The following is a 23,454-nucleotide window of genomic DNA, read 5'->3' as shown; positions in this document are numbered from 1 at the left end:
AGGCAAAACCATCGGCTCGCAACCCGATCAGATCCCGAGTGACCGGACGAACCTTCGCCGAGGCTGGACCACGGGCGCCTGCGCGACCGCTGCGGCCAAGGCCGCCGCCACCGCCCTCCTCGGTAGCGACTTTCCCGACCCGGTGACGATTACGCTGCCGGGCGGACAAACGCCCGCCTTCGCGCTTGCCGAAGAACGGTCCGGCCCTGACTTCGCCGAGGTCGCCATCGTCAAGGATGCCGGCGACGATCCCGACGTGACCCATGGCGCGCTGGTGCGCGCGACCGTTCGGCGTGGCGAATCTGGAGCCGGCGTCCGCTTTCATGCGGGCGCCGGCGTCGGCACCGTGACACTGGCTGGTCTGCCTGTTCCGCCGGGCGAACCCGCCATCAATCCCGTCCCCCGCAAGATGATCGCTGCCGCGCTGGAGGAGGTCGCCCGGGCGCATGGCGTCGCGGCGGATTTCGACGTGACCGTCGGTATCGATGGCGGGCAGGAGCTGGCGTTAAAGACGATGAACCCGCGCCTCGGCATTGTCGGCGGCCTCTCTGTTCTCGGCACCACCGGCATCGTGGTGCCCTATAGTTGCGCGGCCTGGATTCACTCCATCCATCGCGGCATCGACGTGGCCCGCGCCGCCGGCTTCGATCATGTCGGAGGAGCCACTGGCGATGCCTCGGAGAAGGCGATGGCGGCCCATTGCGGTTTCGCCGAGCAGCAATTGATCGATATGGGCGATTTCGTCGGCGGCATGTTGAAATATCTGCGCGTTCATCCGGTCCCGAAAGTGACGGTTGCCGGGGGTGTCGCTAAGATGACGAAACTGGCGCAGGGCCGGCGCGACCTCCACTCCAAGCATGGCCGCGCCGATCTGGACGCGCTGGCCATAGCGGCGCGCGATCTGGGCGGCGATGACGAGCTGGCGGTCCGTATTGCCGGCTCCAACACGGTGGCTGAAGCTTTTGATCATTCAACGAAGGCGGGCCTACCGCTCGGCGATCATCTGGCGGCGCAGGCGTGGAGAACGGCCGCGAAAATCCTGCGGCAGGGGCAGCTTCAGCTTCTGATCTTCGATCGGGAAGGGCGGCTGCGGGGCAAGGCGGACATGGCCGAAATCGATCCGGCCATGTCGTAGGGTTTTCTAGGCCTTGCTGGTCTGCGGCGCGGACGCCGTGACGCCGCTCGTCCGCCAGAAATAGGCGGCGAACGCGCCGAGCAGCGACCAGCCGATAAGGCCGACGCCGAGAGCCCGCACGGCGAACAGCGCGGCGATTTCCGGCGGCACGGGGCCGACAAAGCTCTCCGGTTCGGGGGCTCCGATCAAATGCGGCGCGAGCAGCAACGCGGCGGCGCCGACCCAGGCTATCCAGCTTCGTGTAAATGCGATCAAACCGGCGGCAATTCCGGCTGCGATGACCGTCCCTGCCCACCAGATCTGGCGTATACCGACATCGGCCGCGGCAACGCCCGGCACCTCTGGCGCGAGCGAGAAGCCCGGCGCGAACTGGATCACCAGAAAGCCGACAGCGCCCCAGATCAGGCCGTTCTTGCCGGAAAGCGATTGGCCGCGCTGTTCGGCAAAGCTCATCAGTGGAAGCAGGATCAAAGCGTAGCCGCTATAGAGCAGCATGCTGAACACGACGCTCAGCCCGTCCCTCATGGGATCGAGCCCGCCGACATCCTGATGGGCGCTGATTTCAGCGGCGCCGAAATGGACCAGCTGTCCCGATTCGTAGAGTTCGGCGTGTAGCAGAACCGGTTGCACGAAGACGAGCTGCAGCAGGGCCGCGATCAGACCGGCTGCAGCACCAGCGAACAGGGCGCTGGTGATCAAACGTGTGAACATGGTTTAGTGGCAGGGAAAGCCGTTGGCGTGGCGGACGTCGTGCGCCGCATCGTGCAGCGCATCGGCCTGGGCCAGACCCACCGCGAAGATGACGCCGAAGCCGAAAACGGCCGAAAGCAGTAACGCAGCAAGACCGGTTTTGCTGGATGCCGTTACAGGCGCGGCGAGGGTGTTGCTTTTGATCATCATGTCTCCTTGGCCCGTCCACCCGACGGGCGATTGGTTGCAATAATGTCCGGCAGGTCTCCTGGCTCGCGGATCGAAGCTCCGGCCCACCTTCCCCGATTCTCAGATCGAGTGGTATAGTTGGCCTTCGCTCACCGCTCACAGTCGCGGGGGCGGCTGCATTCGAAAGTCTGAACTTCCGCTGCATTCCCTCTTCGCTCTTCGGCCGAACGGGGCCGGAAGAGAACCGAACGCGATCTGTGTAGAGGAGCGGCGCGCCTGGCGCAAGAAATACCAATGGCCGAATCCGGCAGTCAGCGATTACGCTGGCTGATCTTCATCGGACGGGCGGTAGGCAAATGAGCGTCGATATTCTCTTGAAAGGCGGGATTCTGCCCGATGGCCGGACCACCGACATCGCCATAGCGAATGGCAGGATCGCCGCCATCGAACCATCGATCGATGCCGAGGCGGGCGAAGTGGTCGACATATCGGGCGATCTGGTTTCGCCGCCCTTCATCGATCCGCATTTCCACATGGATGCGACGCTTTCTTATGGCCATCCGCGCATCAACGCCTCCGGCACTCTTCTGGAAGGCATCGCGCTTTGGGGGGAGTTGAAGGCGCAGCAGACCGAGGAGGAAATCGCCGAGCGGGCGCTACGCTATTGCGACTGGGCCGTCTCGATGGGTCTTCTGGCCATCCGTTCCCATGTCGACACCAGCGATGACGATGCGATGAAGGGCGTCCGCGCGTTACTGGCGGTTCGCGAAACGGTCAGGCCATATCTCGACCTGCAACTGGTCGCTTTTCCGCAGGACGGCTTTTATCGCGCGCCGAAAGCCAAGGAAAACACGCTGGCCGCGCTCGATATGGGCGTCGATGTCGTCGGCGGCATTCCGCATTTCGAGCGCACCATGGCGGACGGGCGGGCAAGTGTCACCGAACTCTGCGAAATCGCCGCCGAACGCGGCCTGATGGTCGATATGCATTGCGATGAGACCGACGATCCGATGTCGCGCCACATCGAACAACTGGCCTATGAAACCCAACGCCTCGGATTGCAGGGCCGGGTGACGGGATCGCACCTGACCTCCATGCACTCGATGGACAATTACTACGTCTCCAAGCTCTTGCCGCTGATCGCCGAGGCGGAGGTTGCGGCCATTCCCAATCCGCTCATCAACATCACGCTGCAGGGGCGGCACGACACCTATCCCAAGCGCCGGGGCCTGACGCGCGTGCCGGAAATGCTGGGTCACGGCATTCGCGTGGCCTGGGGCCAGGACTGCGTGCTCGATCCCTGGTATTCGCTGGGCACCGCCGACATGCTGGACGTCGCCTTCATGGGCCTGCACGTGGCGCAGATGACGAGCCCGGGGGATATGCGCCGATGCTTCGACATGGTGACGAGCGAAAGCGCGGCGATCATGGGCCTCGACGATCTCGGCCTGGAGAAGGGCCGGCGCGCCAGCCTCGTCGTGCTCGATGCCGGTGATCCCATCGAGGCGATCCGCCTGCGGCCCGACCGGCTGCTGGTGATCTCGAATGGCCGCATCGTCGCCCGGCGAAAGAGGGGCGGCACCACGCTCGCGCTGCCCGGTCGCCCGGCCTCCGTCAGCCGCCGCCACACCGTGGAGGGCCGGAGCAACGTGGCCTAGGCGCGGATCTTCCACCCGGTGCGGAAGATCAGGGCGATTGCGCCGAGGCACAGCAGCATGAACGCGGCGACCGCCAGAAGGCTCGCGACGACCGGCACGTCCGCCTGGTCGAAGAACGCCCACCGGAAGCCGGAAATCAGATAGACCACCGGGTTGAAAAGGCTGATCGTCTGCCAGACCGGCGGCAGCATGGAGAGCGAATAAAACGCGCCGCCCAGAAAGGCGAGTGGCGTGATGACCAGAAGCGGTACGAGCTGCAACTGCTCGAAATTCTCCGCCCAAATGCCGATGATGAAGCCGAACAACGCGAAGCTGATGCAGGTCAGCAGCATGAAGGCCAGCATCCAGAAGGGGTGGCTGACCGGCAGATCGACGAAGAAATTGGCGGTGATGTAGATGATGACCCCAATGAGGAACGACTTCGTCGCCGCCGCGCCGACATAGCCGATCACGATCTCGACGAAGGAGATCGGCGCCGACAGCACCTCGTAGATCGTGCCGATGAATTTCGGGAAATAGATGCCGAACGCCGCGTTGGAAACGCTTTGCGTCAGGATAGTCAGCATGATGAGGCCCGGCACGATGAACGCGCCGTAATCCAGGCCGTCGACCTCCTGGATGCGGCTGCCGATGGCCGCGCCGAACACCACGAAATAGAGCGAGGTTGAAAGAACGGGCGACACGACGGACTGGCCGATCGTCCGGAAGAACCGGCTCATTTCGAAGCGGTAGATCGATGCGATGGCGTGGAAATTCATGATGCGCCATCCTCATGCAGCAGACCGACGAAAATATCTTCGAGCGACGATTGGCGGGTGTGCACGTCCTTGACCTTCAGCCCCTCCGAAGAAATAGCGGACAGGAGTGAGGCGATGCCGGAGCGATCGGCGGTGGTATCGTAATCGTAGATTAGTTCGTGGCCGTCTTCGCTTCGCCCGAGGCCGAAGGGCGCAAGGTTGTCCGGGATCGTGTCGACCGGCTCGACGAGTTCGATGGTCATCTGCTTGCCGCCAAGCCGCGCCATCAGATCCTTCTTGTTCTCTACTAAAAGAATGCGACCCTTGGAAATGATGCCGATGCGGTCGGCCATCGCCTCGGCTTCCTCGATATAGTGCGTCGTCAGAATGATGGTGACGCCCCGTTCGCGCAGGCGGTTCACCGTGTCCCACATCGCCTTGCGCAGTTCGACATCGACGCCGGCGGTCGGCTCGTCCAGAAACAGGATCTCCGGCTCGTGCGCCAAGGCTTTCGCGATCAGGACGCGCCGTTGCATCCCGCCGGAAAGTTGGCTGGTCCGCGAATCGCGTTTGTCCCACAGCGAAAGTTCGCGAAGAATGCTTTCCAGATGGCTTTCATCTGCCGGCTTGCCGAAGAGCCCGCGCGAGAAGCGGATCGTGTTCAGTACCTTCTCGAAGGGCTCCAGCGAGACCTCCTGCGGCACGAGGCCGATCATGCCGCGCGCCTTGCGAAAATCCTCCAGCGTGTCGTGCCCGTCGACGGCGATCTTGCCGCTGGTCTGGCGCACCAGCCCGCAGATCGCGGAGATCAGCGTGGTCTTGCCCGCGCCGTTCGGGCCGAGCAGCGCGAAGATTTCGCCGCGCTGGATCTCCAGATCGACATCGGCCAGAGCGGTGAAACCCGAATCGTAGACCTTGTGCAGGCCCTCTATGGAAATGATGGGGTCCTGCATGCGCTCCGTCGGTCCCGTGGTTGTGAGGGCTGGTATGTATGGTGCGCCGGGCCGGGCTCAAGCGCCGCGAACGGTGCTGTCAGTGTCGAAGGGCCGCCAAGTCTGCTCCGACGCACCCGGTTCTAAAGGTCAGCGGCGCTGCTCCCCTCCGCAATAGCTGCCTCCCTACGGGTACGAAGAGCCGTGCGAACTGCTATGATAAGAGCGGTGACCGAAGCTCCTGCCAGCACCAGAGCGACGCCGGCGAAGAGCGCCGCGAAGCCGAAGGCTTCGATGATCGGAATACTGAGGAAAGGCGAAAGGATCTGGCCGAGAAAGACCGAGCTGGTCAGAATGCTGCCGGCCAGGCCACGCCGGTTCGGCGTCACGATATGAAGCGCGATGGCGACGAAATTCGGCATGGCCATGGCGAAACCGATACCGATGAGGCTGGTGCCGACGAGAAGGGCGGTGGATGGCCCGTTAAAGGCCAGCACGACAAAACCGGCACCCATCGCGCCGTAGCCGGCGGCAAAGGCTCCACCAGCGCCGATCTGCCGGTTCAACTGTCCGTAAAGAAGCGCGGTGCAGCCGCCTGCCAGCGTCAACGTGCCGAGCCCGAGCCCGGTCATGGAGGCGCTGGAATAGCCGGCCGCGTCGAAGAAGAACGGCAGCTGCGTCGGCATGATGAAGAAGATCAGGCTGGTGGCCATTTGCAGAAAGGCGATGGCGGCGAGAACGGGCTTCCAATTGGCGATGCCGTCGCCTGCCACCGCGGTCGAGGATGTGCTGCCCGCGCTCTTCATCGGCTTCGATTCCACGATGGCGAACCAGATGAAGGGCATAAACAGGCCCGCCAGACCGTAGATGGCAAAGGGCCAGCGCGCCGAATAGGTCGCAAGCAGTCCGGCCAGCGAGATGAAGGCGAAACCGCCGAAATTGCGCGCCGATATTTGCAGCCCCATCATGTCGCTGCGCTGCCGCCCGGTGAAATAGTCGCCGATGAGCGCCGTCTGGGCCGTCATGATGAACGCGACCGCGACACCGAGCGCCAGCCGGCTGGCGAAGATGGCATTCAGGCTTGGCAGAAGCCCCCCGGCGACCCCCGCCAGAACGAAGATCGCGACCCCGAGCAGAAGCACTGAGCGTCGTCCGATACGGTCGACCGCCATGCCTGCCAGCGGCGCGCAGACAATGACGCTGATCGATGGTGCGGGAACCAAAAGTCGCGTCAGGTAAAGGGCGTTCGGATCGGCCGCGAATTCCTCTGCCAGTCCCGCGAGCGCCGGACTGATCGTGGCATTGGCCATCGTCGTGAGGCTGGCCGCCAGAAGCAGGGCGATGGCGCGCGGATCGTTGATGACGGGTCGGGACGCCGCCACTCTGTTGCTGTTCATGACCGTTTGGTTCCTTGCAATTCATCTCGATTGGCCGCAGCCTACGAATTCAAGTCAACTTGAGGTCAACCATGAAATTGCTGGATATCGGCGAAGTGTCGCAGCGCAGCGGCGTGCCGCCCTCCACCCTGCGCTATTATGACGAGATCGGACTGATCAGATCGGTTGCGCGTCACGGTCTTCGGCGTCAGTTCGAGCCTCTCGCCCTGACGCAGCTCTCACTGGTGGCGCTCGGCAAGTCGGCCGGTTTCTCGCTTCAGGACATCGCCGGCATGTTCGGCGCGGATGGCCAGCCCGATCTGCCGCGAGGCGATCTTCTGGTTCGTGCCGATGAGATCGACAGGCAGATCGGCAATCTGACAACGTTGCGCGATGCGCTGCGCCATGTCGCCGAGTGCCGGGCACCCTCGCATATGGAATGCCCGTCCTTCCAGAAGCTCCTGCGCCTTGCGAAGCGCCGGCGCGACCCGTCGCAGCAATCGAAAGAACGGGCATCGTCGGAGTGATGGCATGGCGCTCACTGCCACCCTGCCTAGGCAGCGACGGATAAAGGCGGACGGGAGAAGAGGCGCTGAAAATGCGCTGAACACTGGTCGGAGTGGCAGGATTCGAACCTGCGACCCCCTCGTCCCGAACGAGGTGCGCTACCAGGCTGCGCTACACTCCGTGGACCAGTTCGGGCGGCTGTATAGCTTTGCGGCCCAGCCGCTGCAAGAGGGCCGAAGAGCCTTTATGCGCCCCGCGATCATTTCCCGGCGGACGGCATCGGATAGACGTCGACCTCGACCATGCAGTTGTCGTCGTCGATGCGGTCGTCATCTGGCGAATCATAGGCGATCAGCATGTCCCAGCCTTCCTGTCGCCGAAAGAAGCAAAGTCCCTCGGCATGGTCCGATCCGCGAAGTACGGGCAGGTCGAGAACCCGCTCGACCTTGTGGGCCGGTACGATATCGGTTTCCGGCGGCCATTGCTCGATGCGATAGACCGACTGCATGGCCTCCAGATCGGTTGTCGCGCCGGACAGAAGATAAAGCACGCCCTCGCGGAACCGCAGATCGCGAATGGCCTGGCCATCGAGATCGATTCCATAGAGCCGATACCGCCGGCCATCGATCTTTTGGGGTTTGAGGCGCCGGCCCTTGGATTTCTTTTCCTTCAACTGCAGTTCGATGATGATAGCGTGGCTGCCGATCACCGGCCCGCGCAGGCCGATCCAGACGGTCTCGCCATGGGCGGCGAACCCTTCGATGTCGAAGCCGTTTTCCTTGCAGGGCAGCGACATGAACGGCCCGAGCAGCGGATCGTCCTCCAGCCGCCGCCGCATCGGCCCGCCCTTATCGTTCATTTTCAGCGCGGCTGCTTCGCGCCGTTCACCGCCCACCGGCTCGACGAGGGCGACAGGTTCGAACACGCCGTCGCCCCGGTCGAGCAGCGGCAGCCGGCCCAGAAAGGCGCGGTTCGGGTCCCAGTCGATATCGTCGAGGCCGGCAAGGCCCTCGCCGTCCGGTCCATCGCGCTTGAGGCTGTGGCTGCCGCAGATCCAGAGCCATCCATCGGCGATTTCCAGCCCTTCAATGTCCATCTCGCCATCGACGCCGTCCGGCAGGTCGAAGATCGCACCGAGCGGGAAGGAGACATGGTCGGTGAACGCGCCTTTATCGGCGTCGAAGACGAGCCGTTCGATCGATGCCGTCTCGTCGCAGGTGGCGAAGAGCGTGCGGCCCGAAACGGCCAGCGCGGACACGTCCCGGTGGATGGGATCGTCGACATGGGCCAGCCTGTCCTGATTCTGGAAGATCAACGGCAGGCGCTCGTCCGGCGGTCCCGACAGGGGCAATGATTGGCCGGTCGCCGGATCGTCGGCGGGATCGTCGCGATGGGGCGTGTCGTCCTCGGCGGTCGTCGTCGCTTTGTCGTTCATTGTTGCGCCTTTCCCATCAGAATGAAGAGGGTAGGGCGCGGGCGATCGCAAAGAAGGGCGGATCAGGAGGCCGAGAGCGGGAGCCGCCCCCAGCCCGGCACCTTGATGGCGGGTTGGGCGAAGTCGAAGCCGGCGACCAAACCGAGAAACTGAAGCTCCAGCCCGTAACGGGCTCCGATAGCGAACCCGGCCAGTCCGCCAAGCGTCACGTGCAGATCGCGATGGTCCGGCGCGATGTCGAATGCAAAGAGGCCCGGGCGGAAATCTCGTCCTACTGCATTGGACGGCAGGGCGGTTTGAAGGTCCGGCACCGTATCCAGTACGTGGGCGATGAAGGAGTTGGAGTTCGGCCCCGGCCAGATCCGGTAATCGCCGCGATTGCGATAGGGATAGGCGGCGATGGCCGCTTCGATCCGTGGCAGAAGGCGCGCCGCTGTTTCACCGTGAAAGGAAGCGACGATGAATGGATCGTTGGAGTACCAGCGGCCATCCGCCGGATAGCTGTTGCGCCGGACCGGCTGGCCCCATCCGACCTTCTCATACCGGTCGTAGCGAGTTGCGTCCGGCGCCTTCGTCACCAGCCAGCTATGGACGGCGAGCGCACCTTTCAGGCCGCCGGTTCGCGCCGCCAGAATGTAGATCGCCGCATCCTCCGCCTCGCTTGCCGGTGGCAAAAGGCCGGAACTGCCCCAATCGGCCTGCCGCCAACTGCCGGGCCGCTCGCTGAACTGCCAGTGAAGGAGCGATGCGCCTGCAGGCAGTGCGAAGACGAGCAGGACGAAGACCAGAAGAAAGCGGATCAAACGGATGTCTCGATCGAGAGAGGGGATGATCGGTTAGCGCATGTCTTTTTGGCGAGAATGCGGATAGGGAGTGAGCGTGATACGAGACGGGCCGCCTGAGGATGAGCGGCCAGGCGTGCCGTGCGATGGGAGAGTGTGAGATGGCGTCGGTCGACAATCCGGTCCTGGTGGAAGTGACGCGCGGCGAACGTGTCGAGAGTCTTCACCGCGGAGCTTTCGTTGCAGTTGACGCCGATGGCACGGTCGTCATGATGGCTGGCGATGTGGACCGTCCCATCTTTCCACGCTCGGCGATCAAGCTGATCCAGGCGTTGCCGCTGATCGAAACCGGCGCAGCCGACGATTGCGGGCTGGGCGATAGCGAATTGGCGATCACCGGCGCGTCCCATTCGGGCGAACCCGGCCATGTCGAGGCGGCCTCCTCCATCCTGACCAAGGCCGGTATTGCACCCGCCGCGCTGGAATGCGGATGCCATTGGCCCATGGGCGAAGATGCTGCCCGCCGGCTTTTCTGCGAGGGCGTCCAGCCGAATGTGCTGCACAACAATTGCTCGGGCAAACATGCCGGTTTTCTCTGCACCTGCGGCAAGCAGGGCTGGCCGACCGAAAATTACGTGCAGCCGGACCATCCGATGCAGGCGGCGATCCGCGACGTGATGACGGAAGTGACAGGCGCGGCGCACGGACCGGACAACATGGCCATCGACGGCTGCTCGATCCCCACTTACGCGATCGGCCTCACGGCCATGGCGCGCGGCATGGCGAAGATGGCGAGCGGCCATGGACTGGAGCCGCAGCGCGCCGGAGCCGCCGCCCGGCTGATGAAGGCCGCGATGGCCGAGCCCTGGTATGTCGCCGGCACGGACAGGGCCTGCACGGCGATGATGAAGGCCGCCGCGGGCCGCCTCTACGCCAAGACCGGGGCGGAGGGCGTCTATTGCGGCGCGATCCCGGAACTGGGCATCGGCTTCGCGCTGAAATGCGATGATGGCACGACCCGCGCCGCTGAGGCTATGGCGGCCGGGCTTGTTGCGAAACTGCTGCCCTCAGATTGGCTCGCCGACGAAATGGCGACCATGGCGAGGACGCCTATCAAAACTCGGATCGGCGCGGTGGTTGGCGACGTTCGGCCGACAGGTCCGCTCGGCTAAGGCGTTCCTGCTCTAGCTGACCCGGTTCCGCGCGACCGTCAGATGGGCATGGCGGGCGCGCACTCCGTTCTCATCCATTAAGGCCAGATCGTCCGTCGCCCGTTCCAGCCAGCGATAGCCAAGGATCGCGCCTTCCGGCACCGCATCGAACAAATTGCCGGTGATGAGCGCATCGCGCGCTCCTTCTGCGATGCTGACGGCGAGCCCAACCGGCGCCTGGCGGATAACATTGTTGCTGACCGTTACCGCTCGAAGGTAAGGGCCCCAACCGACGATCATGCCGAATCGGGCCGCGCTCTCGACGACATTACCGGTCACGGCGGTGTCGGCCTCCACACTGATGCCGAGCCCGAATCCACCGCTTTCGGGCGCGTAAGGCCCGGAGTCGACAAGGTTGCGAACGATATTGGCCGAAACCGTCGACAGTCTGCCGCCGGAATCGAAATTGACGACCGAGATGCCGTTGGCTGCCCGATCGATCAGATTGCCGGTGATGACCGAGCCGGTCGTGGCGAATTCGGCGTAAAGTGCGGTTTCGCCGGAACGCAGGCATTGATTGCCGCGGGCGATCAGGCCTGACGCGCCATTGCCGCGAATGGCCGAAAAGGCGCAATCGGCAATCAGATTGTCGGCGATGGTTACGTTTTCGGCGCGGAAGACGTTGATCCCATTGCCGTTCTGTCCGGTTCCGCCCGATACTGCGCTGATCTGCGAGATGCGATTGGCGAGGATTTGCGTTCCGTCTTCGCTATTCTGCCAACGATGCACCAGAATGCCGCCATCGCCGCAGCGCTCGACCATGTTGGCATGGATGGAGAGGCCGCGCGATTGCCGGGCGAACAGGCCAACGGCGCCCGCACCGCTGATGCGATTGTCCCGGACGAGGCCTTCCGCGCCGTCCAGTTGCAGGGCGGTTTTGCGCGCACCCGCAATTTCGCAATCGGTGATGGCGATCCGCCCGGGCTGGCGCAGTTCGAGCAACGCTTCGCTATCGTCGGACAGCCAGCGGTTCTCGCCGTCGATGGAAAGGCCGTCCAGTTCGATCCGTTCGGTGTTCTCGGCGCGCATCAGAAAGCCGCGCCCCGTATAGCGTATCCGGGTCGCGCCAGGCGTGCCGGACAGGCGAAGGCGCTCCGGCAGGCGGATATCGGACAGAGGATAATGGCCCGGCGGCAGGGAGATCGGCAGGTTGCGCCGGCTCGCCTCGTCGATCATGCGCTGAAAGACGCCGCTCTGATCGTCGGTGGCATCAGGGCGAACGCCGAATTCGCCGGCATCGATCCCGCCGCGCAGACCGGCATTCGTCAGCATCGGGCCGGTTGCGGATCGGGCGCTGTTCATTCCGCCAAGGGCCGCGGCCGAAAGGCCACCAAACCCCGCAATGAAACGTCGCCTGTTCAGCATTGGCACAGTCTCCGTCGGTTTCACCGGTTTGGAGAATGCGCTGCACGAAACGTGCCGCCTTTAATGTCGGATGCTATTCGCTCTCTTCCACCGTCACGGCGTGATCGCGCAGAAAACGCATCGCCCCCTCCTCGTCGATCTCTCCGGCGGCGACGCCGAGAACGAACGCGATGACAACCGCTTGGCTGGCCTCGATTCGATAGCCGTGCAACCGAAGAAACATGTAGGCCGCCAAAAAGGCGATGCGCTTGTTGCCATCCGAAAACGGATGGTTCTTCGCAAGGCCATAGAGATAGGAGGCCGCCAGTTCGAAAGCGTCGGGGTCGCGATAGGCTGCCTTGTTGATCGGCCGGGCGAGCGACGCTTCCAGTGCGTTTTCGTCCTTCAGCCCTGGCAGGCCTCCATGCTCGCGAAGCTGCTCGTCATGAACGATTTCGATGGCCTGTCTGGAAAGCCATTGCCAGTCGGTCATTTTGCCAGTTCGCGCAAGGCGATCCGGTATTTCGCCATGGCTTCGCGAGCCACTTCGAGTTGTCTATCGAGATCAGCTTTGACGGGTTCCAGACGGACGCCGTCACCGTTGCGAACAAGGCTTAATTCGTCCCCGGCGGTTAGTCCAAGTTCAGCCAGCACCTCGCGCGGGATGATGATGCCTTCCGAATTGCCGATCTTGCGGATGGTGACGTTCATAGTGGGCTCCCGATGTTATAACGCATGATATAACATCGGTTCGGCCTTGTTGCAACGGACGTTGTAACGGCCGCCGATTGCGCTAATATAAGAGGTACTCGGAAACGGCACTGGCATTGGCTATGGAACAGCCGATCTATCAGCAATCCAATCTGGCGCTGACCAGGCTGCTGCACTTCATTATCGGGCTGGTTCCGCTTGCCATCGGCGTCAGCGTCATAGCCGGTCTGCCATGGTTCTGGGGGCACGATCTGGCGATGGTGCCGGAATCCGTTCGGCCCTATGTCGCAATCACCACCCTTGGCATCGTGCTGGGCGGATGCTTCTTCATCGCATTCGTCGTCCGCCAGTTCTGGTTCGTGCCGGTCTCGAACCTCGAACTGTGGCATCACCGCGCCGTGATCGAACACAGCACGCCGTTTCAAAGGCATTTCGACTGGATTAAACGCGGCGACGTCGTGCGGGCGGATGTCGTCCCCCGCCCTTGGATGGAAGGCTTGGAGACGTTCCATGTCCTGCTGCGTTTTGCCGACGGCACCAGCAGCGAAGTCGGTGGCGACATGACGGTTCGCGCTGAAGCGTCGCGGCTGGCTGGCCTTCTGGAACGCGAACTGACCGATCCCGCCGCCTATCAGCCAACCTGACGAAAGAGCCTTTTCTCCGAAAGACGCAGCCCGACGTCAGGCGGCTTTTTCGCGGTCTTCCAGCATGTCGATCAGATCCGTTGCCGCGGCGGAGATCTTCGTACCCGGTCCGAAAATCGCCGACGCCCCGGCCTTGCGCACGGCATCGTAATCGCCCGGCGGAATGACACCACCGGCAATGATCAGAATGTCGCTTCGCCCGCCACGGTCGAGCGCCTTGCGCAGTTCCGGCACCAGCGTCAGGTGCCCGGCGGCGAGTGACGAGGCGCCGATAATATGGACATTGTGGCTGATGGCGAGTTCGGCGACCTCTTCCGGCGTCTGGAACATGGCGCCGACAACGACGTCGAAGCCGAGATCGCCGAAGGCCGTGGCGACGACCTTCTGGCCGCGATCATGGCCGTCCTGGCCCATCTTCGCGACGAGAATACGCGGCTTGCTGCCATGGTGCTCGGTAAAGGCGAGAACGCGTTCTGCCGCCTTGTCGAACGCCGGATCGGCCTCTGCTTCCTTGCGATAGACGCCGGAAATGGTCTGGATCTCCGCCATGTGCCGGCCGAAGACCTTTTCGAGCGCCATTGAGATTTCGCCGACAGTGGCGCGTGCCCGCGCAGCCCTGACGGCGTATTCCAGAAGGTTGGCGTCGCCCTCGGCGGCCCTGGTCAGCGCATCGAGCGCGCCTTCCACCGCCGCGACATCGCGCGTGCCCTTCAGCTCCTGTAGCTTGGAGAGCTGGCGGGCGCGAACCTCTGCATTGTCGACCTTGAGAACATCGACTTCGATATCGTTCTCCGGCGCGTGAACATTGACACCGATGACCGCCTGCTGACCGGAGTCGATCCGCGCCTGGGTGCGGGCAGCGGCCTCCTCGATCCGCATTTTCGGAATGCCCTTTTCGTTGGCGGCGGCCATGCCGCCCAGCTGCTCGACCTCTTCGATATGGGCGAGCGCGCGGGCCGCCAGATCGTGCGTCAGGCTCTCCACATAGGCCGAGCCGCCCCACGGATCGATCATCGCCGTGGTTCGGCTTTCCTCGGCAAGCAGAAGCTGCGTGTTGCGGGCAATGCGCGCCGAATGATCGGTCGGCAGGGCCAGCGCCTCGTCGAAGCTGTTGGTGTGCAGGCTCTGGGTATGGCCCTGCGTCGCCGCCATCGCCTCGATCATGGTGCGCATGATGTTGTTGTAGGGATCTTGAGCGGTCAGCGACCAGCCGGAGGTCTGGCAATGGGTGCGCAGGCTCAGCGACTTGTCGCTCTTCGGAGAGAAATTCTTCTTCATCAGCGTCGCCCAGAGCAGCCGCGCGGCCCGCATCTTGGCGACCTCCATGAAGAAGTTCATGCCGACGGCCCAGAAGAAGGAGAGGCGCGGCGCGAATTTGTCGATGTCCAGACCGGCAGCGACGCCGGCGCGGGCATATTCGATGCCGTCGGCGATCGTGTAGGCCAGTTCCAGGTCCGCCGTCGCCCCGGCTTCCTGCATGTGATAGCCGGAAATCGAGATGGAGTTGTAGCGCGGCATGTTCTCCGCCGTATAGGCAAAGATGTCCGAGACGATCCGCATCGAGGGTTTCGGCGGATAGATATAGGTGTTGCGGACCATGAACTCCTTCAGAATGTCGTTCTGGATGGTGCCTGCCAGCTTGTCCTGACTGACGCCCTGTTCTTCCGCCGCGACGATATAGAGCGCCATGATCGGCAGCACCGCGCCGTTCATGGTCATCGATACGGTCATCTCGTCCAGCGGAATGCCGTCGAACAGCGTCTGCATGTCGAGAATGGAATCGATGGCGACGCCCGCCATGCCGACATCGCCTGCCGCGCGGGGGCTGTCGGAATCATAGCCGCGATGGGTCGCCAGATCGAAGGCGACGGACAGACCCTTTTGCCCGGCGGCGAGGTTGCGGCGATAGAAGGCATTGGACTCTTCTGCTGTCGAGAAGCCGGCATATTGCCGGATCGTCCAGGGCCGCTGAACATACATGGTCGGATAGGGGCCGCGCAGGAACGGTGCGGTACCGGGCATCGTGTTCAAGAAGGACAGGCCCTCCCGCGCTTCCGCGCCATAGGCGCGTTCGACCGCGATGCCTTCGGGCGTCGTCCATTTGCCTTCCAGTTCGCGCTCCGGCAGGTTCGATGGCTTGGACCATGCGATCTTCGAGAAATCGGGTTTCATGCTGCGTTCCCCTCCAGCGTTTCGGCGATACGAAGCGGCATCAGCCGTTCGCAGAACACGGCACCATCCTCCGGCACGGGTTGGCGTTCGGCGGAGAGGGTCTGAACGGACCGTTCCTCCTTGAGCGGGTGAAGCGTCGTGCCGACAACGGTCTGCTCGCCTTGCCGGTAGGCCGCTGCCCGCTCGTCGCGGGCTTCGATAACGCGCTTCTGGAAGACGCCGTCGCGCAGCGAGAACAACAAACCACCTTCGCTCTGCAATTTGCGCATCTCGTCCCACCCGGCTTCCGCCAGTTCGTCCGTCAAACGCTCCATGCCGCCGGAGCCGGCCGCCGGATCGGAGACGAAGCCGAGATGGCTCTCGTCGCGCAGCAGAAGCTGCGTGTTCCGCGCCAACCGGCGCGCGAACGCATCGGGCAGGCCGTGGGTGATCGTGTGCGGCAGGATCGAGACGCTGTCCGCGCCGCCCACCGCAGCCGAAAAGGCTGCCACCGTATTACGCAGAATGTTCGTTTCGGGATCCTTCGTCGCGAGTGTCCGGAACGAGGTCTCGGCATGGATATGCGCCGGGATCGGCGCCACGCCGCATTCTTCCAGAAGCCGCGCCCAAATGAGGCGCAGCGCGCGGATCTTGGCGATGGTCAGATATTGATCATGCGTGGCCGACAGCGCGAAACCGATATGCGGCGCGGCATGGGCGACCGGCTGGCGGGCTTCCTCGAACAGCCCGAGATGGGCGATGGCCGTTGCCGCCATCGCTCCCAGTTCCTGCGCCTCGGTCGCCCCGGCATTGTGATAGACCCGGCCATCGGCCTCCAGCAACACGCCCGGCACCTGCATGGCGAAGAAATGGGCGAGCGACTGCGGCAGGCTGGCGGCCAGCGCTTCCAGGCTCATGCGAAGGCGGCCCGTGCCGCCGAAGACGGCGGCGGAATCGATGCCGAAAGACAGATCCAGCTTTGTCGGGTCGATCGGGCGGCCGGTGAGGTTGGAAACCAGCCAGTCCATCGATTTGCGCGAGGCCGGATGCACGTCGATCCGCAGCGCGATATCGTTGACCGGCAGGCCTTCGAGCAGTGTCGCGAGCGTCTCTTCGGACGCCGGCAGGCCATAGCCGAACGCATTTGGCGCGCCTTCGAAGACGAGAGCGAGCCCAGTGGCGCCGCCCTTCAGGTCGGTTTCGATCTGCTGTCTTGCGCGTTTGACGTCCGGATCGTCGACACGCTGGACGATCGACCAGTTCCGGTTCGGCTTCGCGCGTGTGAGGAGCCGCGGCTCGGCCGGTTCGAAGAGCGGGCCGAGTGCGATCCCGTCATCGCTCCGATTGATCAGCTCGTCTTCGAACGATCCGCCGCGCAGGGCCTTCTCGGCCAGCGAACGCCACGCTTCCATGTCGACGGATGGAAATTCGGCTTTGCGAAGAAGTGCGGCGTCCATATGTCTCCCACCATGCTGGAACGGCATTGGCCTGATTGTGTTCGGCGCGCCGTTTTCGCGTGCCGCATCAGATCCGGCAAGACTATATTTGGTCTCAAAGGATAAAATTGAAAGTCCGGCTTGCCGCCTGGTGGGGAGAGGCGCCGCTTCCGGCGACCGCGCTATCGAAGTGATGCAGAGCGTCAGGAACCGGCGTTCACGGCCGCACGCAGTTCAGCGATGTCATCTCGCCAGTGTCTTTGAAGTTCTGAACGCCAGTGAACACCGGTCCGATCTCGCGGCGGAGCCGTTCGATGTCCTGACGAAAGCGCTGCCGTTTCGAGCGGTTTTCTTGTTGAGACTGTCGAATACCATGCTCGATTTGACGGAGATCGCGACATCGTGCCGGGTTGCTTTCATTCATGATTGTCTCCTCAATGGAAGAAAATCATACCTTCGGACCAGGAGGCGGGAATAATTTGCGGACGGCGACAGTAGCGTTGACGACAGCGATGGGGTTTCTCTTCAGCGCATTCGGTAGCCAAGCGCTGGGCGCAAGCTGGTCTTTCGAAGAGAATACGGTGCCAGCGCGAATGCAGTTTGCTGAGGAGGAATGGGCGCTACTCGAGGACAAGAAGAGAATGAATGGCCCTTTCGACTGTAAAAGCGACAGCGAACTCTACTTCGGCATTTACGAGCGCCGCTATCCCGAGTTCGAAAAAGCGGTGCCGGACAGGCGCGAACGGTTGCAGCTTTGGCAGATCGAGGCAATCGCCACCTATCCCTACCCCTTGTTCAGCTGCGTTGTACGGGATTGGAGCTCTGCGCTTCTGAGGCGGTATTGGACAAGCAATTTCGGCGGCTTCTTCTATTGCGGGCGCTGGTCGCGTCCGGCCATTTCCCCTGCTGAGAAACGTTTTCAGGCAGCGGTCGAATGGGGCCTGCCCTATGTCGAAACGATGCGTTCCGACATGCTTTTCCACTTCCTGACAGTGGCCAAGGTGAACGCGGTTCGGCTGAATGCGGACGTCGAATACTTTCTGCGCACGGCATTGCGGCAGTCCGGCGATTTCCACGCCGACTGGCCCGTCGGCCACCTTCTGCCCGAACTGTCCGAAGAACGGATCGCCGAACTCGACGCTGCGATCGCGCGCCGCGATCTGGACTTCGTGCTGGAGGCGACACCGTCATGTCCGGCGCCGCCGCTGAAGGACGGCTCTGCCCTCCGCGATCTATGAATGATCTTTCAGTGTCCCGAACGCGCGCATTGAGAGAGCGGTGCTGGCGGTGCTATAGCCTTTGAAAAGACCGATGGGCGCTATCGGTCAATCGGGCAGGGGACTTCATTTCATGATCGCACCGGACGAACTCTTTCTCGGCGCCAGCCGAACGGCCGACGACGCCTATCAGAAACCGGAGGTGCTAAAGCTCGGCTATGCCAATCGCCACGGGCTGATCACCGGCGCGACTGGCACCGGCAAGACCGTTTCGCTTCAGGTGCTCGCGGAAGGGTTTTCACGGGCTGGCGTGCCGGTTTTCGCAGCCGACATCAAGGGCGATCTGTCCGGCATTGCGGCGCCGGGCGAAGCGAAAGCGTTCATCGACCGGCGCGTCGCCGATATTCGCATGGAGGAGCAGGGCGGCCTGAGTTTCGAGCGGTTCCCGACCGTCTTCTGGGACCTGTTCGGAGAGCAGGGCCATCCGATCCGCGCAACGGTCTCCGAGATGGGGCCGCTCCTTCTGTCACGGCTGATGAACCTGACCGATGCCCAGGAAGGCGTTCTCAATATCGCCTTCGAACTGGCCGATGAGGAAGGCCTGCTTCTTCTGGACCTGAAGGATCTGCAATCGCTTCTGACCGTGGTGTCCGAACGCCGAAAGGAACTGTCGGCGCAGTACGGCAATGTGGCCGCCCAGAGCGTCGGCGCTATCCAGCGCTCGCTGCTCGTCCTGGAGCGCCAGGGTGCCGAGCATTTCTTCGGCGAGCCGGCGCTGAAGATCGCCGATCTGATGCGCACCGACCGCGACGGCCGTGGCATGATCAACATTCTGGCGGCCGACCGGCTGATGATGAATCCGCGCCTCTACGGCACCTTCCTGCTCTGGCTGCTCTCCGAACTGTTCGAGGAACTGCCCGAGGTCGGCGATCCGGACAAGCCGAAGCTCGTCTTCTTCTTCGACGAGGCGCATCTGCTGTTCGACGACGCGCCGGACATTCTGATCGAACGGATCGAGCAGGTGGTGCGGCTGATCCGCTCCAAGGGCGTCGGCGTCTTTTTCGTCACGCAGAACCCGCTGGATGTGCCCGACACGGTTCTGTCGCAGCTCGGCAATCGCATTCAGCATGCACTGCGCGCTTATACGCCGCGCGAGCAGAAGGCGGTGAAGGTGGCCGCTGAGACGTTCCGTCCCAATCCCGATTTCGACTGCTACGAAGCGATCACCCAACTAGGCGTCGGCGAGGCGCTGGTCTCCACGCTGGAAAGCAAGGGCGTGCCGTCCGTTGTCCAGCGGACGCTGATTCGCCCGCCCTCGTCGCGGATCGGGCCGTTGAGCGATCAGGAGCGCGCCATGGCGATGGGCGGCAGCCCCGTCGCCGGCCTCTACGATCAACCGATCGATCGGCAGAGCGCCTATGAAATCCTTGAAGAGCGGGCGAAAAAGGCTGCCCTCGACGAAGCGGAAGCCGCGCGACGCGACGAAGCCGAAAATGACCGAGACGACGAACTGCGCAAAGAGCAGCGCGAGGAAAAAACGGGTTGGTTCGAGAACGTGTTCGGCACCCGTTCGTCCAAACGTAGTGGTTACAAGCGGCAAGGCTACGCGGAAGCCGCGGCAAAAAGCGTCATCCGGTCGGTCTCCAGTCAGGTCGGCCGGCAGATCGGCCGGGCCGTGGTGCGGGGTATTCTGGGTGGCCTTCGGCGGTAACGCGTTTGCCATGACGCCATCGACTCCCCATATGAAAGCCAACGGCAACTGCAGGGAAAATCGATGAAAACCAAGGGTATCGCTTATCTGCTATGGGCGCTGTGCCTTCTCGGCATATGTGGCGCGCACCGCTTTTATACGGGACGTTGGGTCACCGGCCTTATATGGTTCTTCACGGTGGGGCTGCTGGGTATTGGACAGATCGTCGACCTGTTCCTCATTCCGGGTCAGGTCCGCGCCGCCAATCTGGACGATCGGATGGAAGCGCTTGAAACCGAAAAGCGAGTCCGTGAGCGGCTGGACTGATCGACAGTATAGCCCGCCTGTTTCCGCACAAGGGAAAAGGGGCCCTCATCCATCCGGATGAGAGCCCCTTTTTTGTGCGAATTACCAAACGATACCGCTGTTACGCGACCGGCGTGCGCAGGCCCGAAGTTACGAGGATCGGCGTGCCGTTCGGCACCTGATCGTAAAGGTGGATGATGTCCTGATTCATCAGGCGGACGCAGCCGGACGATACGTTCCGACCGATGGATCGCCATTCCGGCGAGCCATGCAGGCGATAAAGCGTGTCCTTGCCGCCCTGGAAAATGTAGAGGGCGCGCGCACCGAGCGGATTGGTCAGACCGGGCGGCATGCCGCCATTGTCGGCGCTATATTTCGCCAGTTCCGGCTCACGGGCGATCATTTCGGCCGGCGGCGTCCAGGTCGGCCATTTGCGCTTCCAGCGCATTTCGGCGCGGCCGGCCCATGCGAATCCCTCGCGGCCTAGACCGACGCCATAGCGCCAGGCCATGCCATCGGGGCGGGTGAAATACACAAAGTGATTGTCCGTATCGACGATGAGATTGTTCGGGCCTTCGCCAGTCGTGTTCTTCACATAGCTGCGAAGATAACGCTTATCGATCTGCTGCCACGGTACGGCGGGCAAAACATAGCCTTCATCCACCACGGAGCTGTAGGCGCTCGCATAGTCGACACGGTTGCGTCCAAAGGCGCCGGCACGGCCAACCAGCCGGTCGCGAAATGAGGTGCGTGTACCGGTAGTACCTCCGCCGCTCATCGAGCAGCCGGCAAGGCCGACAGCCGCGCCCGTCGCGACAAGACCGGTGAGGACGGCGCGCCGTGAGCGGCCATCGGTTTTGTTGTTAGTCTTGGTCAGCATGATTCCCCGCGCATATACTGGAAGGCCCCTACTTACTTGCAAACCCTAACGCCCGAATAGTCACTGCGTTCCGGTCTTCCTTCAGATCTCGCTCATAGTGGCCCATTTGTTACAGCCGTCGGCGTCTTGCAGCGCGCGCGTCAGACCCTAGGTCGAAGGCGAAAGCGCATGTTTGCGATGTGAGGCGCGGTGAACGAACCAGGCCCCCGGACGTTGTGTTCATCGAGAGTTCGGCTTCGCAGCCGTGCGACAATCTATTGCCAATGAAGGAGACACTTATGGCCTTTTCACTTCCCGATCTTCCCTATGCCTATGACGCTCTGGCGCCGCATATGAGCGCCGAGACGCTGGAGTATCACCACGACAAGCACCACAACGCCTATCTGGAGACGATGAACGGCATCATCGAAGGCACCGATTACGAATCGATGGAGCTGGAGGAGATCGTCAAGAAGAGCCACAAGGACGATTCCAAGCTCTTCAACCAGTCTGCTCAGTTCTACAATCACGTCCATTTCTGGAAGTGGATGAAGCCGGAGGGCGGCGGCAAGCAGCTGCCTGAAAAGCTGCAGCAGGCCTTCGAAAGCGATCTTGGCGGCTATGACAAATTCCGCGAGGATTTCATCAATGCCGGCAAGACCCAGTTCGGCTCCGGCTGGGCCTGGGTTTTCGTCAAGGACGGCAAGCTGCACATCGATAACGGCCTGAATGGCGAGAACCCACTGATCATGGGCGGCACGCCTATTCTCGGCGTCGATGTCTGGGAGCATTCCTATTACATCGACTACCGCAACGCGCGGCCGAAATATCTGGAGGCCTTCGTCGACCATCTCATCAACTGGGATTACGTGCTGGAACGTTACGAGGTAGCGACGAGCTGAGCGAAGGCACTTTCGTATACTCCGCCCGTCCGGCCAGACAGCCGGGCGGGTTTTTTTATTCCAGCTGCGCAATTGCCGTCCTGGCGACAGGCCAGAAGGCGGATATTGTGACCCGAATGCATGACAGCCTGTTCACTGTCCATAACGGTGCAATGCGTCATAATACCCGGCAGACGAACAATTGGGGCGGATATCGATGCGGGTTTTCAATACGGTAGAGCGCTACGGGCTTGTCGCCGCGCTGCTGCACTGGATCATGGCGCTGCTGATCCTCACATTGCTTCCGCTCGGCGTCTATATGCACGGTTTGCCGCAGGTGACAGGCGCGGAAGTGGAGCAGAAGATCTGGCTCTACAGCCTGCACAAAACGCTTGGCATTTCGGTCCTCGGTCTTGCTGTCCTGCGGATCGTCTGGGCCGTCTTCAACCGACGACCTGCGCCCCTGCATCCCGAACGGCGCGGGGAGACCTTTCTTGCCGAAACGGTGCACTGGGCGCTTTACGCAGCCATTCTGGCGACGCCTTCTGCAGGCTGGCTCTATCATGTAGCGACAGAAGGTTTTGCCCCGATTTGGTGGCCCTTCGGTCAGGACCTGCCTTTTATTCCGAGCAATGATGCGGCGCTGGCGGACATTCTGAAAACGGTTCATGGAGGTCTTGCCGTCACCATGGCCGGGCTGATCGGCCTGCATGTCGCCGGTGCCCTCAAACATACGGCGATCGACCGCGACGGAACACTGGCGCGCATGGTGCCGGGCTGGTCGATGGGCAGCGAGAGCGCAGCCCGCGCCCGCGTGTCGGGTCGATCCGGCCGCCGCCACGTACCGGCGTTCCTATCGGGGCTGGTCGTTCTGGTCATTACCGCCAGCGCGGCATTCATCGTCAAGAACTATAACGATCACGATCATGCGCCCCTCGCTGTCACCGATGAGAATGCGGCTGAAGGGGCAGTCGCATTGGATGCGGTGACGTCTCCCGCGCCGACCGCCGACAATGCGGCGCTTGGCGATGGGCCCAATGGCGCAACCCCGCTTTGGACTGTGGATCGACAGGCCAGCGAACTGTCCATTGTCGTCGATCAGAACGGCTCGCCCGCCAGCGGCGTTTTCCAGGACTGGGCGGCGACGATCCGGTTCGACCCGGAGGCGCTCGACCGCTCCTCGGTCCGGGTTGAGGTGGCGGTGGGCAGCCTCTCTATGGGGGATGTCAGCTCCACCGCGCTGGGTTTGCTGAAAGCCGGCGAACAGCCGACGGCCATCTGGTCTGCCGATGAATTCAGGAACGTCGCGGATAATGGCTATGAGGCGTCGGGTATGCTGGAACTCGCCGGCCAGAGCGCCCCGCTGACGCTGCCTTTCACGCTGGAAATCGACGGCGACCGGGCGACCATGCAATCGCAGATGGTTATTCAGCGTCTGGACTGGGGCGTCGGAGCAAGCGACTACCCCGATGGCGGAACCGTTGGTCTGAATGTCACGCTTGAAATCGAACTGACGGCGACCCGCCAGAATTGAACACCGGGCGAGCTTCGTTGCCGTATAAA

General features: G+C 62.7%; 24 protein-coding genes, 1 tRNA gene and 1 riboswitch. Of the genes, 10 read left to right on the top strand and 15 right to left on the bottom strand.

All coding sequences use genetic code 11. From position 1 onward, the window contains the following. Window positions 1-31: 31 nt before the first annotated feature. On the top strand, window positions 32-1,135 hold the full coding sequence (locus tag B7H23_RS15250) for a cobalt-precorrin-5B (C(1))-methyltransferase (protein WP_094078275.1): 1,104 nt from the start codon (window positions 32-34) through the stop codon (window positions 1,133-1,135). Between the two features lie 6 nt (window positions 1,136-1,141). Here the strand turns inward: B7H23_RS15250 and B7H23_RS15245 are convergent, their stop codons facing one another. Beyond that, entirely contained in the window at window positions 1,142-1,846 is a 705-nt protein-coding gene (locus tag B7H23_RS15245; RefSeq protein WP_094078274.1) for a CbtA family protein, read from the bottom strand. Between the two features lie 3 nt (window positions 1,847-1,849). Then, complete coding sequence (locus B7H23_RS15240; RefSeq protein WP_094078273.1) at window positions 1,850-2,035, bottom strand: CbtB domain-containing protein; 186 nt, start codon at window positions 2,033-2,035, stop codon at window positions 1,850-1,852. Window positions 2,036-2,066: 31 nt separating this feature from the next. Beyond that, window positions 2,067-2,278: riboswitch (cobalamin riboswitch) on the bottom strand. Between the two features lie 92 nt (window positions 2,279-2,370). On the opposite strand from B7H23_RS15240, the gene B7H23_RS15235 reads away from it, so the two are divergent. Further along, entirely contained in the window at window positions 2,371-3,672 is a 1,302-nt protein-coding gene (locus tag B7H23_RS15235) for an amidohydrolase family protein (RefSeq protein WP_094078272.1), read from the top strand. On the opposite strand, the gene B7H23_RS15230 is transcribed toward B7H23_RS15235, so the two are convergent. The 3 genes from B7H23_RS15230 to B7H23_RS15220 all read right to left on the bottom strand — a co-directional run bounded on the left by B7H23_RS15230 (window position 3,669) and on the right by B7H23_RS15220 (window position 6,738). Beyond that, window positions 3,669-4,430 carry an ABC transporter permease gene (locus tag B7H23_RS15230; RefSeq protein WP_094078271.1) on the bottom strand — a complete coding sequence of 254 codons (762 nt, stop codon included), beginning with the start codon at window positions 4,428-4,430 and terminating at the stop codon, window positions 3,669-3,671. The two genes, B7H23_RS15235 and B7H23_RS15230, sit on opposite strands and share 4 nt — an antisense overlap. Continuing rightward, the gene (locus B7H23_RS15225; RefSeq protein ID WP_094078270.1) at window positions 4,427-5,362 is read right to left on the bottom strand and encodes an ABC transporter ATP-binding protein; all 936 of its coding nucleotides are present in this window, start codon (window positions 5,360-5,362) and stop codon (window positions 4,427-4,429) included. Before B7H23_RS15225 ends, B7H23_RS15230 begins: the two co-directional genes overlap by 4 nt. Before the next feature lie 122 nt (window positions 5,363-5,484). Further along, on the bottom strand, window positions 5,485-6,738 hold the full coding sequence (locus B7H23_RS15220; RefSeq protein ID WP_094078269.1) for an MFS transporter: 1,254 nt from the start codon (window positions 6,736-6,738) through the stop codon (window positions 5,485-5,487). A 71-nt stretch (window positions 6,739-6,809) separates the two neighbouring features. Here B7H23_RS15220 and B7H23_RS15215 point away from each other — a divergent pair, with 71 nt between their 5' ends. Continuing rightward, window positions 6,810-7,244 carry a helix-turn-helix domain-containing protein gene (locus B7H23_RS15215; RefSeq protein ID WP_094078268.1) on the top strand — a complete coding sequence of 145 codons (435 nt, stop codon included), beginning with the start codon at window positions 6,810-6,812 and terminating at the stop codon, window positions 7,242-7,244. A gap of 84 nt (window positions 7,245-7,328) precedes the next feature. Here B7H23_RS15215 and B7H23_RS15210 read toward each other — a convergent pair. From B7H23_RS15210 to B7H23_RS15200, 3 genes are all read right to left on the bottom strand, one after another. After that, window positions 7,329-7,405, bottom strand: a tRNA-Pro gene (locus tag B7H23_RS15210). A gap of 78 nt (window positions 7,406-7,483) precedes the next feature. Beyond that, window positions 7,484-8,659, bottom strand: a complete 1,176-nt coding sequence (locus B7H23_RS15205; protein WP_094078267.1) for a DUF3616 domain-containing protein — start codon at window positions 8,657-8,659, stop codon at window positions 7,484-7,486. A 62-nt stretch (window positions 8,660-8,721) separates the two neighbouring features. Beyond that, the gene (locus tag B7H23_RS15200; protein WP_094078266.1) at window positions 8,722-9,468 is read right to left on the bottom strand and encodes a DUF3750 domain-containing protein; all 747 of its coding nucleotides are present in this window, start codon (window positions 9,466-9,468) and stop codon (window positions 8,722-8,724) included. Between the two features lie 134 nt (window positions 9,469-9,602). Here B7H23_RS15200 and B7H23_RS15195 point away from each other — a divergent pair, with 134 nt between their 5' ends. Further along, window positions 9,603-10,613 carry an asparaginase gene (locus tag B7H23_RS15195; protein ID WP_094078265.1) on the top strand — a complete coding sequence of 337 codons (1,011 nt, stop codon included), beginning with the start codon at window positions 9,603-9,605 and terminating at the stop codon, window positions 10,611-10,613. A 12-nt stretch (window positions 10,614-10,625) separates the two neighbouring features. On the opposite strand, the gene B7H23_RS15190 is transcribed toward B7H23_RS15195, so the two are convergent. The 3 genes from B7H23_RS15190 to B7H23_RS15180 form a co-directional block, all read right to left on the bottom strand. After that, a complete protein-coding gene (locus B7H23_RS15190) occupies window positions 10,626-12,017 on the bottom strand; it encodes a TIGR03808 family TAT-translocated repetitive protein (protein ID WP_094078264.1) in 1,392 nt (463 codons plus the stop codon). A gap of 73 nt (window positions 12,018-12,090) precedes the next feature. Then, a complete protein-coding gene (locus B7H23_RS15185; RefSeq protein WP_094078263.1) occupies window positions 12,091-12,489 on the bottom strand; it encodes a type II toxin-antitoxin system death-on-curing family toxin in 399 nt (132 codons plus the stop codon). Continuing rightward, window positions 12,486-12,707, bottom strand: a complete 222-nt coding sequence (locus B7H23_RS15180; protein ID WP_094078262.1) for an AbrB/MazE/SpoVT family DNA-binding domain-containing protein — start codon at window positions 12,705-12,707, stop codon at window positions 12,486-12,488. The genes B7H23_RS15185 and B7H23_RS15180 overlap by 4 nt, the downstream gene beginning before the upstream one ends. Before the next feature lie 122 nt (window positions 12,708-12,829). On the opposite strand from B7H23_RS15180, the gene B7H23_RS15175 reads away from it, so the two are divergent. Beyond that, window positions 12,830-13,351, top strand: coding sequence for a hypothetical protein (locus B7H23_RS15175; RefSeq protein WP_094078261.1), 522 nt, complete (start codon window positions 12,830-12,832; stop codon window positions 13,349-13,351). A 36-nt stretch (window positions 13,352-13,387) separates the two neighbouring features. On the opposite strand, the gene scpA is transcribed toward B7H23_RS15175, so the two are convergent. The 3 genes from scpA to B7H23_RS15160 all read right to left on the bottom strand — a co-directional run bounded on the left by scpA (window position 13,388) and on the right by B7H23_RS15160 (window position 17,362). After that, window positions 13,388-15,523 (bottom strand): methylmalonyl-CoA mutase, encoded by a 2,136-nt coding sequence (gene scpA, locus B7H23_RS15170; protein ID WP_094078260.1) that lies wholly within the window; start codon window positions 15,521-15,523, stop codon window positions 13,388-13,390. Beyond that, window positions 15,520-16,959: a methylmalonyl-CoA mutase family protein gene (locus tag B7H23_RS15165; RefSeq protein WP_094078259.1), complete on the bottom strand. Its 1,440-nt coding sequence runs from the start codon at window positions 16,957-16,959 to the stop codon at window positions 15,520-15,522. The genes scpA and B7H23_RS15165 overlap by 4 nt, the downstream gene beginning before the upstream one ends. Before the next feature lie 196 nt (window positions 16,960-17,155). Further along, on the bottom strand, window positions 17,156-17,362 hold the full coding sequence (locus B7H23_RS15160) for a hypothetical protein (RefSeq protein ID WP_094078258.1): 207 nt from the start codon (window positions 17,360-17,362) through the stop codon (window positions 17,156-17,158). Between the two features lie 55 nt (window positions 17,363-17,417). On the opposite strand from B7H23_RS15160, the gene B7H23_RS15155 reads away from it, so the two are divergent. From B7H23_RS15155 to B7H23_RS15145, 3 genes are all read left to right on the top strand, one after another. Further along, window positions 17,418-18,176, top strand: coding sequence for a hypothetical protein (locus B7H23_RS15155; protein WP_143534791.1), 759 nt, complete (start codon window positions 17,418-17,420; stop codon window positions 18,174-18,176). Between the two features lie 112 nt (window positions 18,177-18,288). Then, a complete protein-coding gene (locus tag B7H23_RS15150) occupies window positions 18,289-19,866 on the top strand; it encodes a helicase HerA-like C-terminal domain-containing protein (RefSeq protein WP_094078442.1) in 1,578 nt (525 codons plus the stop codon). Window positions 19,867-19,929: 63 nt separating this feature from the next. Further along, window positions 19,930-20,172, top strand: a complete 243-nt coding sequence (locus B7H23_RS15145; RefSeq protein ID WP_094078256.1) for an NINE protein — start codon at window positions 19,930-19,932, stop codon at window positions 20,170-20,172. Window positions 20,173-20,272: 100 nt separating this feature from the next. Here B7H23_RS15145 and B7H23_RS15140 read toward each other — a convergent pair whose 3' ends face one another. Then, on the bottom strand, window positions 20,273-21,031 hold the full coding sequence (locus tag B7H23_RS15140; protein ID WP_094078255.1) for a L,D-transpeptidase: 759 nt from the start codon (window positions 21,029-21,031) through the stop codon (window positions 20,273-20,275). 278 nt (window positions 21,032-21,309) lie between these two features. Between B7H23_RS15140 and B7H23_RS15135 the strand changes: the two genes are divergently transcribed. Both B7H23_RS15135 and B7H23_RS15130 read left to right on the top strand, forming a co-directional pair. Beyond that, window positions 21,310-21,912, top strand: coding sequence for a superoxide dismutase (locus B7H23_RS15135; RefSeq protein WP_094078254.1), 603 nt, complete (start codon window positions 21,310-21,312; stop codon window positions 21,910-21,912). Between the two features lie 196 nt (window positions 21,913-22,108). Continuing rightward, on the top strand, window positions 22,109-23,425 hold the full coding sequence (locus B7H23_RS15130) for a cytochrome b/b6 domain-containing protein (protein WP_094078253.1): 1,317 nt from the start codon (window positions 22,109-22,111) through the stop codon (window positions 23,423-23,425). The last annotated feature ends 29 nt before the right edge of the window (window positions 23,426-23,454 follow it).

This window comes from Notoacmeibacter marinus (assembly GCF_002238045.1).
In the GTDB taxonomy this organism is placed as follows: Bacteria; Pseudomonadota; Alphaproteobacteria; order Rhizobiales; family Rhizobiaceae; genus Notoacmeibacter; species Notoacmeibacter marinus.
The sequence above is the reverse complement of the archived record's forward strand: the minus strand, read 5'-3'. Positions and strand labels throughout refer to the sequence as shown.

Coding starts and splice junctions, on each gene's coding strand:
- B7H23_RS15245 (WP_094078274.1), bottom strand. CDS start 1,846: ATGTTCACACGTTTGATCACCAGCGCCCTGTTCGCTGGTGCTGCAGCC.
- B7H23_RS15240 (WP_094078273.1), bottom strand. CDS start 2,035: ATGATGATCAAAAGCAACACCCTCGCCGCGCCTGTAACGGCATCCAGC.
- B7H23_RS15235 (WP_094078272.1), top strand. CDS start 2,371: ATGAGCGTCGATATTCTCTTGAAAGGCGGGATTCTGCCCGATGGCCGG.
- B7H23_RS15230 (WP_094078271.1), bottom strand. CDS start 4,430: ATGAATTTCCACGCCATCGCATCGATCTACCGCTTCGAAATGAGCCGG.
- B7H23_RS15225 (WP_094078270.1), bottom strand. CDS start 5,362: ATGCAGGACCCCATCATTTCCATAGAGGGCCTGCACAAGGTCTACGAT.
- B7H23_RS15220 (WP_094078269.1), bottom strand. CDS start 6,738: ATGAACAGCAACAGAGTGGCGGCGTCCCGACCCGTCATCAACGATCCG.
- B7H23_RS15215 (WP_094078268.1), top strand. CDS start 6,810: ATGAAATTGCTGGATATCGGCGAAGTGTCGCAGCGCAGCGGCGTGCCG.
- B7H23_RS15205 (WP_094078267.1), bottom strand. CDS start 8,659: ATGAACGACAAAGCGACGACGACCGCCGAGGACGACACGCCCCATCGC.
- B7H23_RS15195 (WP_094078265.1), top strand. CDS start 9,603: ATGGCGTCGGTCGACAATCCGGTCCTGGTGGAAGTGACGCGCGGCGAA.
- B7H23_RS15190 (WP_094078264.1), bottom strand. CDS start 12,017: ATGCTGAACAGGCGACGTTTCATTGCGGGGTTTGGTGGCCTTTCGGCC.
- B7H23_RS15185 (WP_094078263.1), bottom strand. CDS start 12,489: ATGACCGACTGGCAATGGCTTTCCAGACAGGCCATCGAAATCGTTCAT.
- B7H23_RS15180 (WP_094078262.1), bottom strand. CDS start 12,707: ATGAACGTCACCATCCGCAAGATCGGCAATTCGGAAGGCATCATCATC.
- B7H23_RS15175 (WP_094078261.1), top strand. CDS start 12,830: ATGGAACAGCCGATCTATCAGCAATCCAATCTGGCGCTGACCAGGCTG.
- scpA (WP_094078260.1), bottom strand. CDS start 15,523: ATGAAACCCGATTTCTCGAAGATCGCATGGTCCAAGCCATCGAACCTG.
- B7H23_RS15165 (WP_094078259.1), bottom strand. CDS start 16,959: ATGGACGCCGCACTTCTTCGCAAAGCCGAATTTCCATCCGTCGACATG.
- B7H23_RS15160 (WP_094078258.1), bottom strand. CDS start 17,362: ATGAATGAAAGCAACCCGGCACGATGTCGCGATCTCCGTCAAATCGAG.
- B7H23_RS15150 (WP_094078442.1), top strand. CDS start 18,289: ATGATCGCACCGGACGAACTCTTTCTCGGCGCCAGCCGAACGGCCGAC.
- B7H23_RS15145 (WP_094078256.1), top strand. CDS start 19,930: ATGAAAACCAAGGGTATCGCTTATCTGCTATGGGCGCTGTGCCTTCTC.
- B7H23_RS15140 (WP_094078255.1), bottom strand. CDS start 21,031: ATGCTGACCAAGACTAACAACAAAACCGATGGCCGCTCACGGCGCGCC.
- B7H23_RS15135 (WP_094078254.1), top strand. CDS start 21,310: ATGGCCTTTTCACTTCCCGATCTTCCCTATGCCTATGACGCTCTGGCG.
- B7H23_RS15130 (WP_094078253.1), top strand. CDS start 22,109: ATGCGGGTTTTCAATACGGTAGAGCGCTACGGGCTTGTCGCCGCGCTG.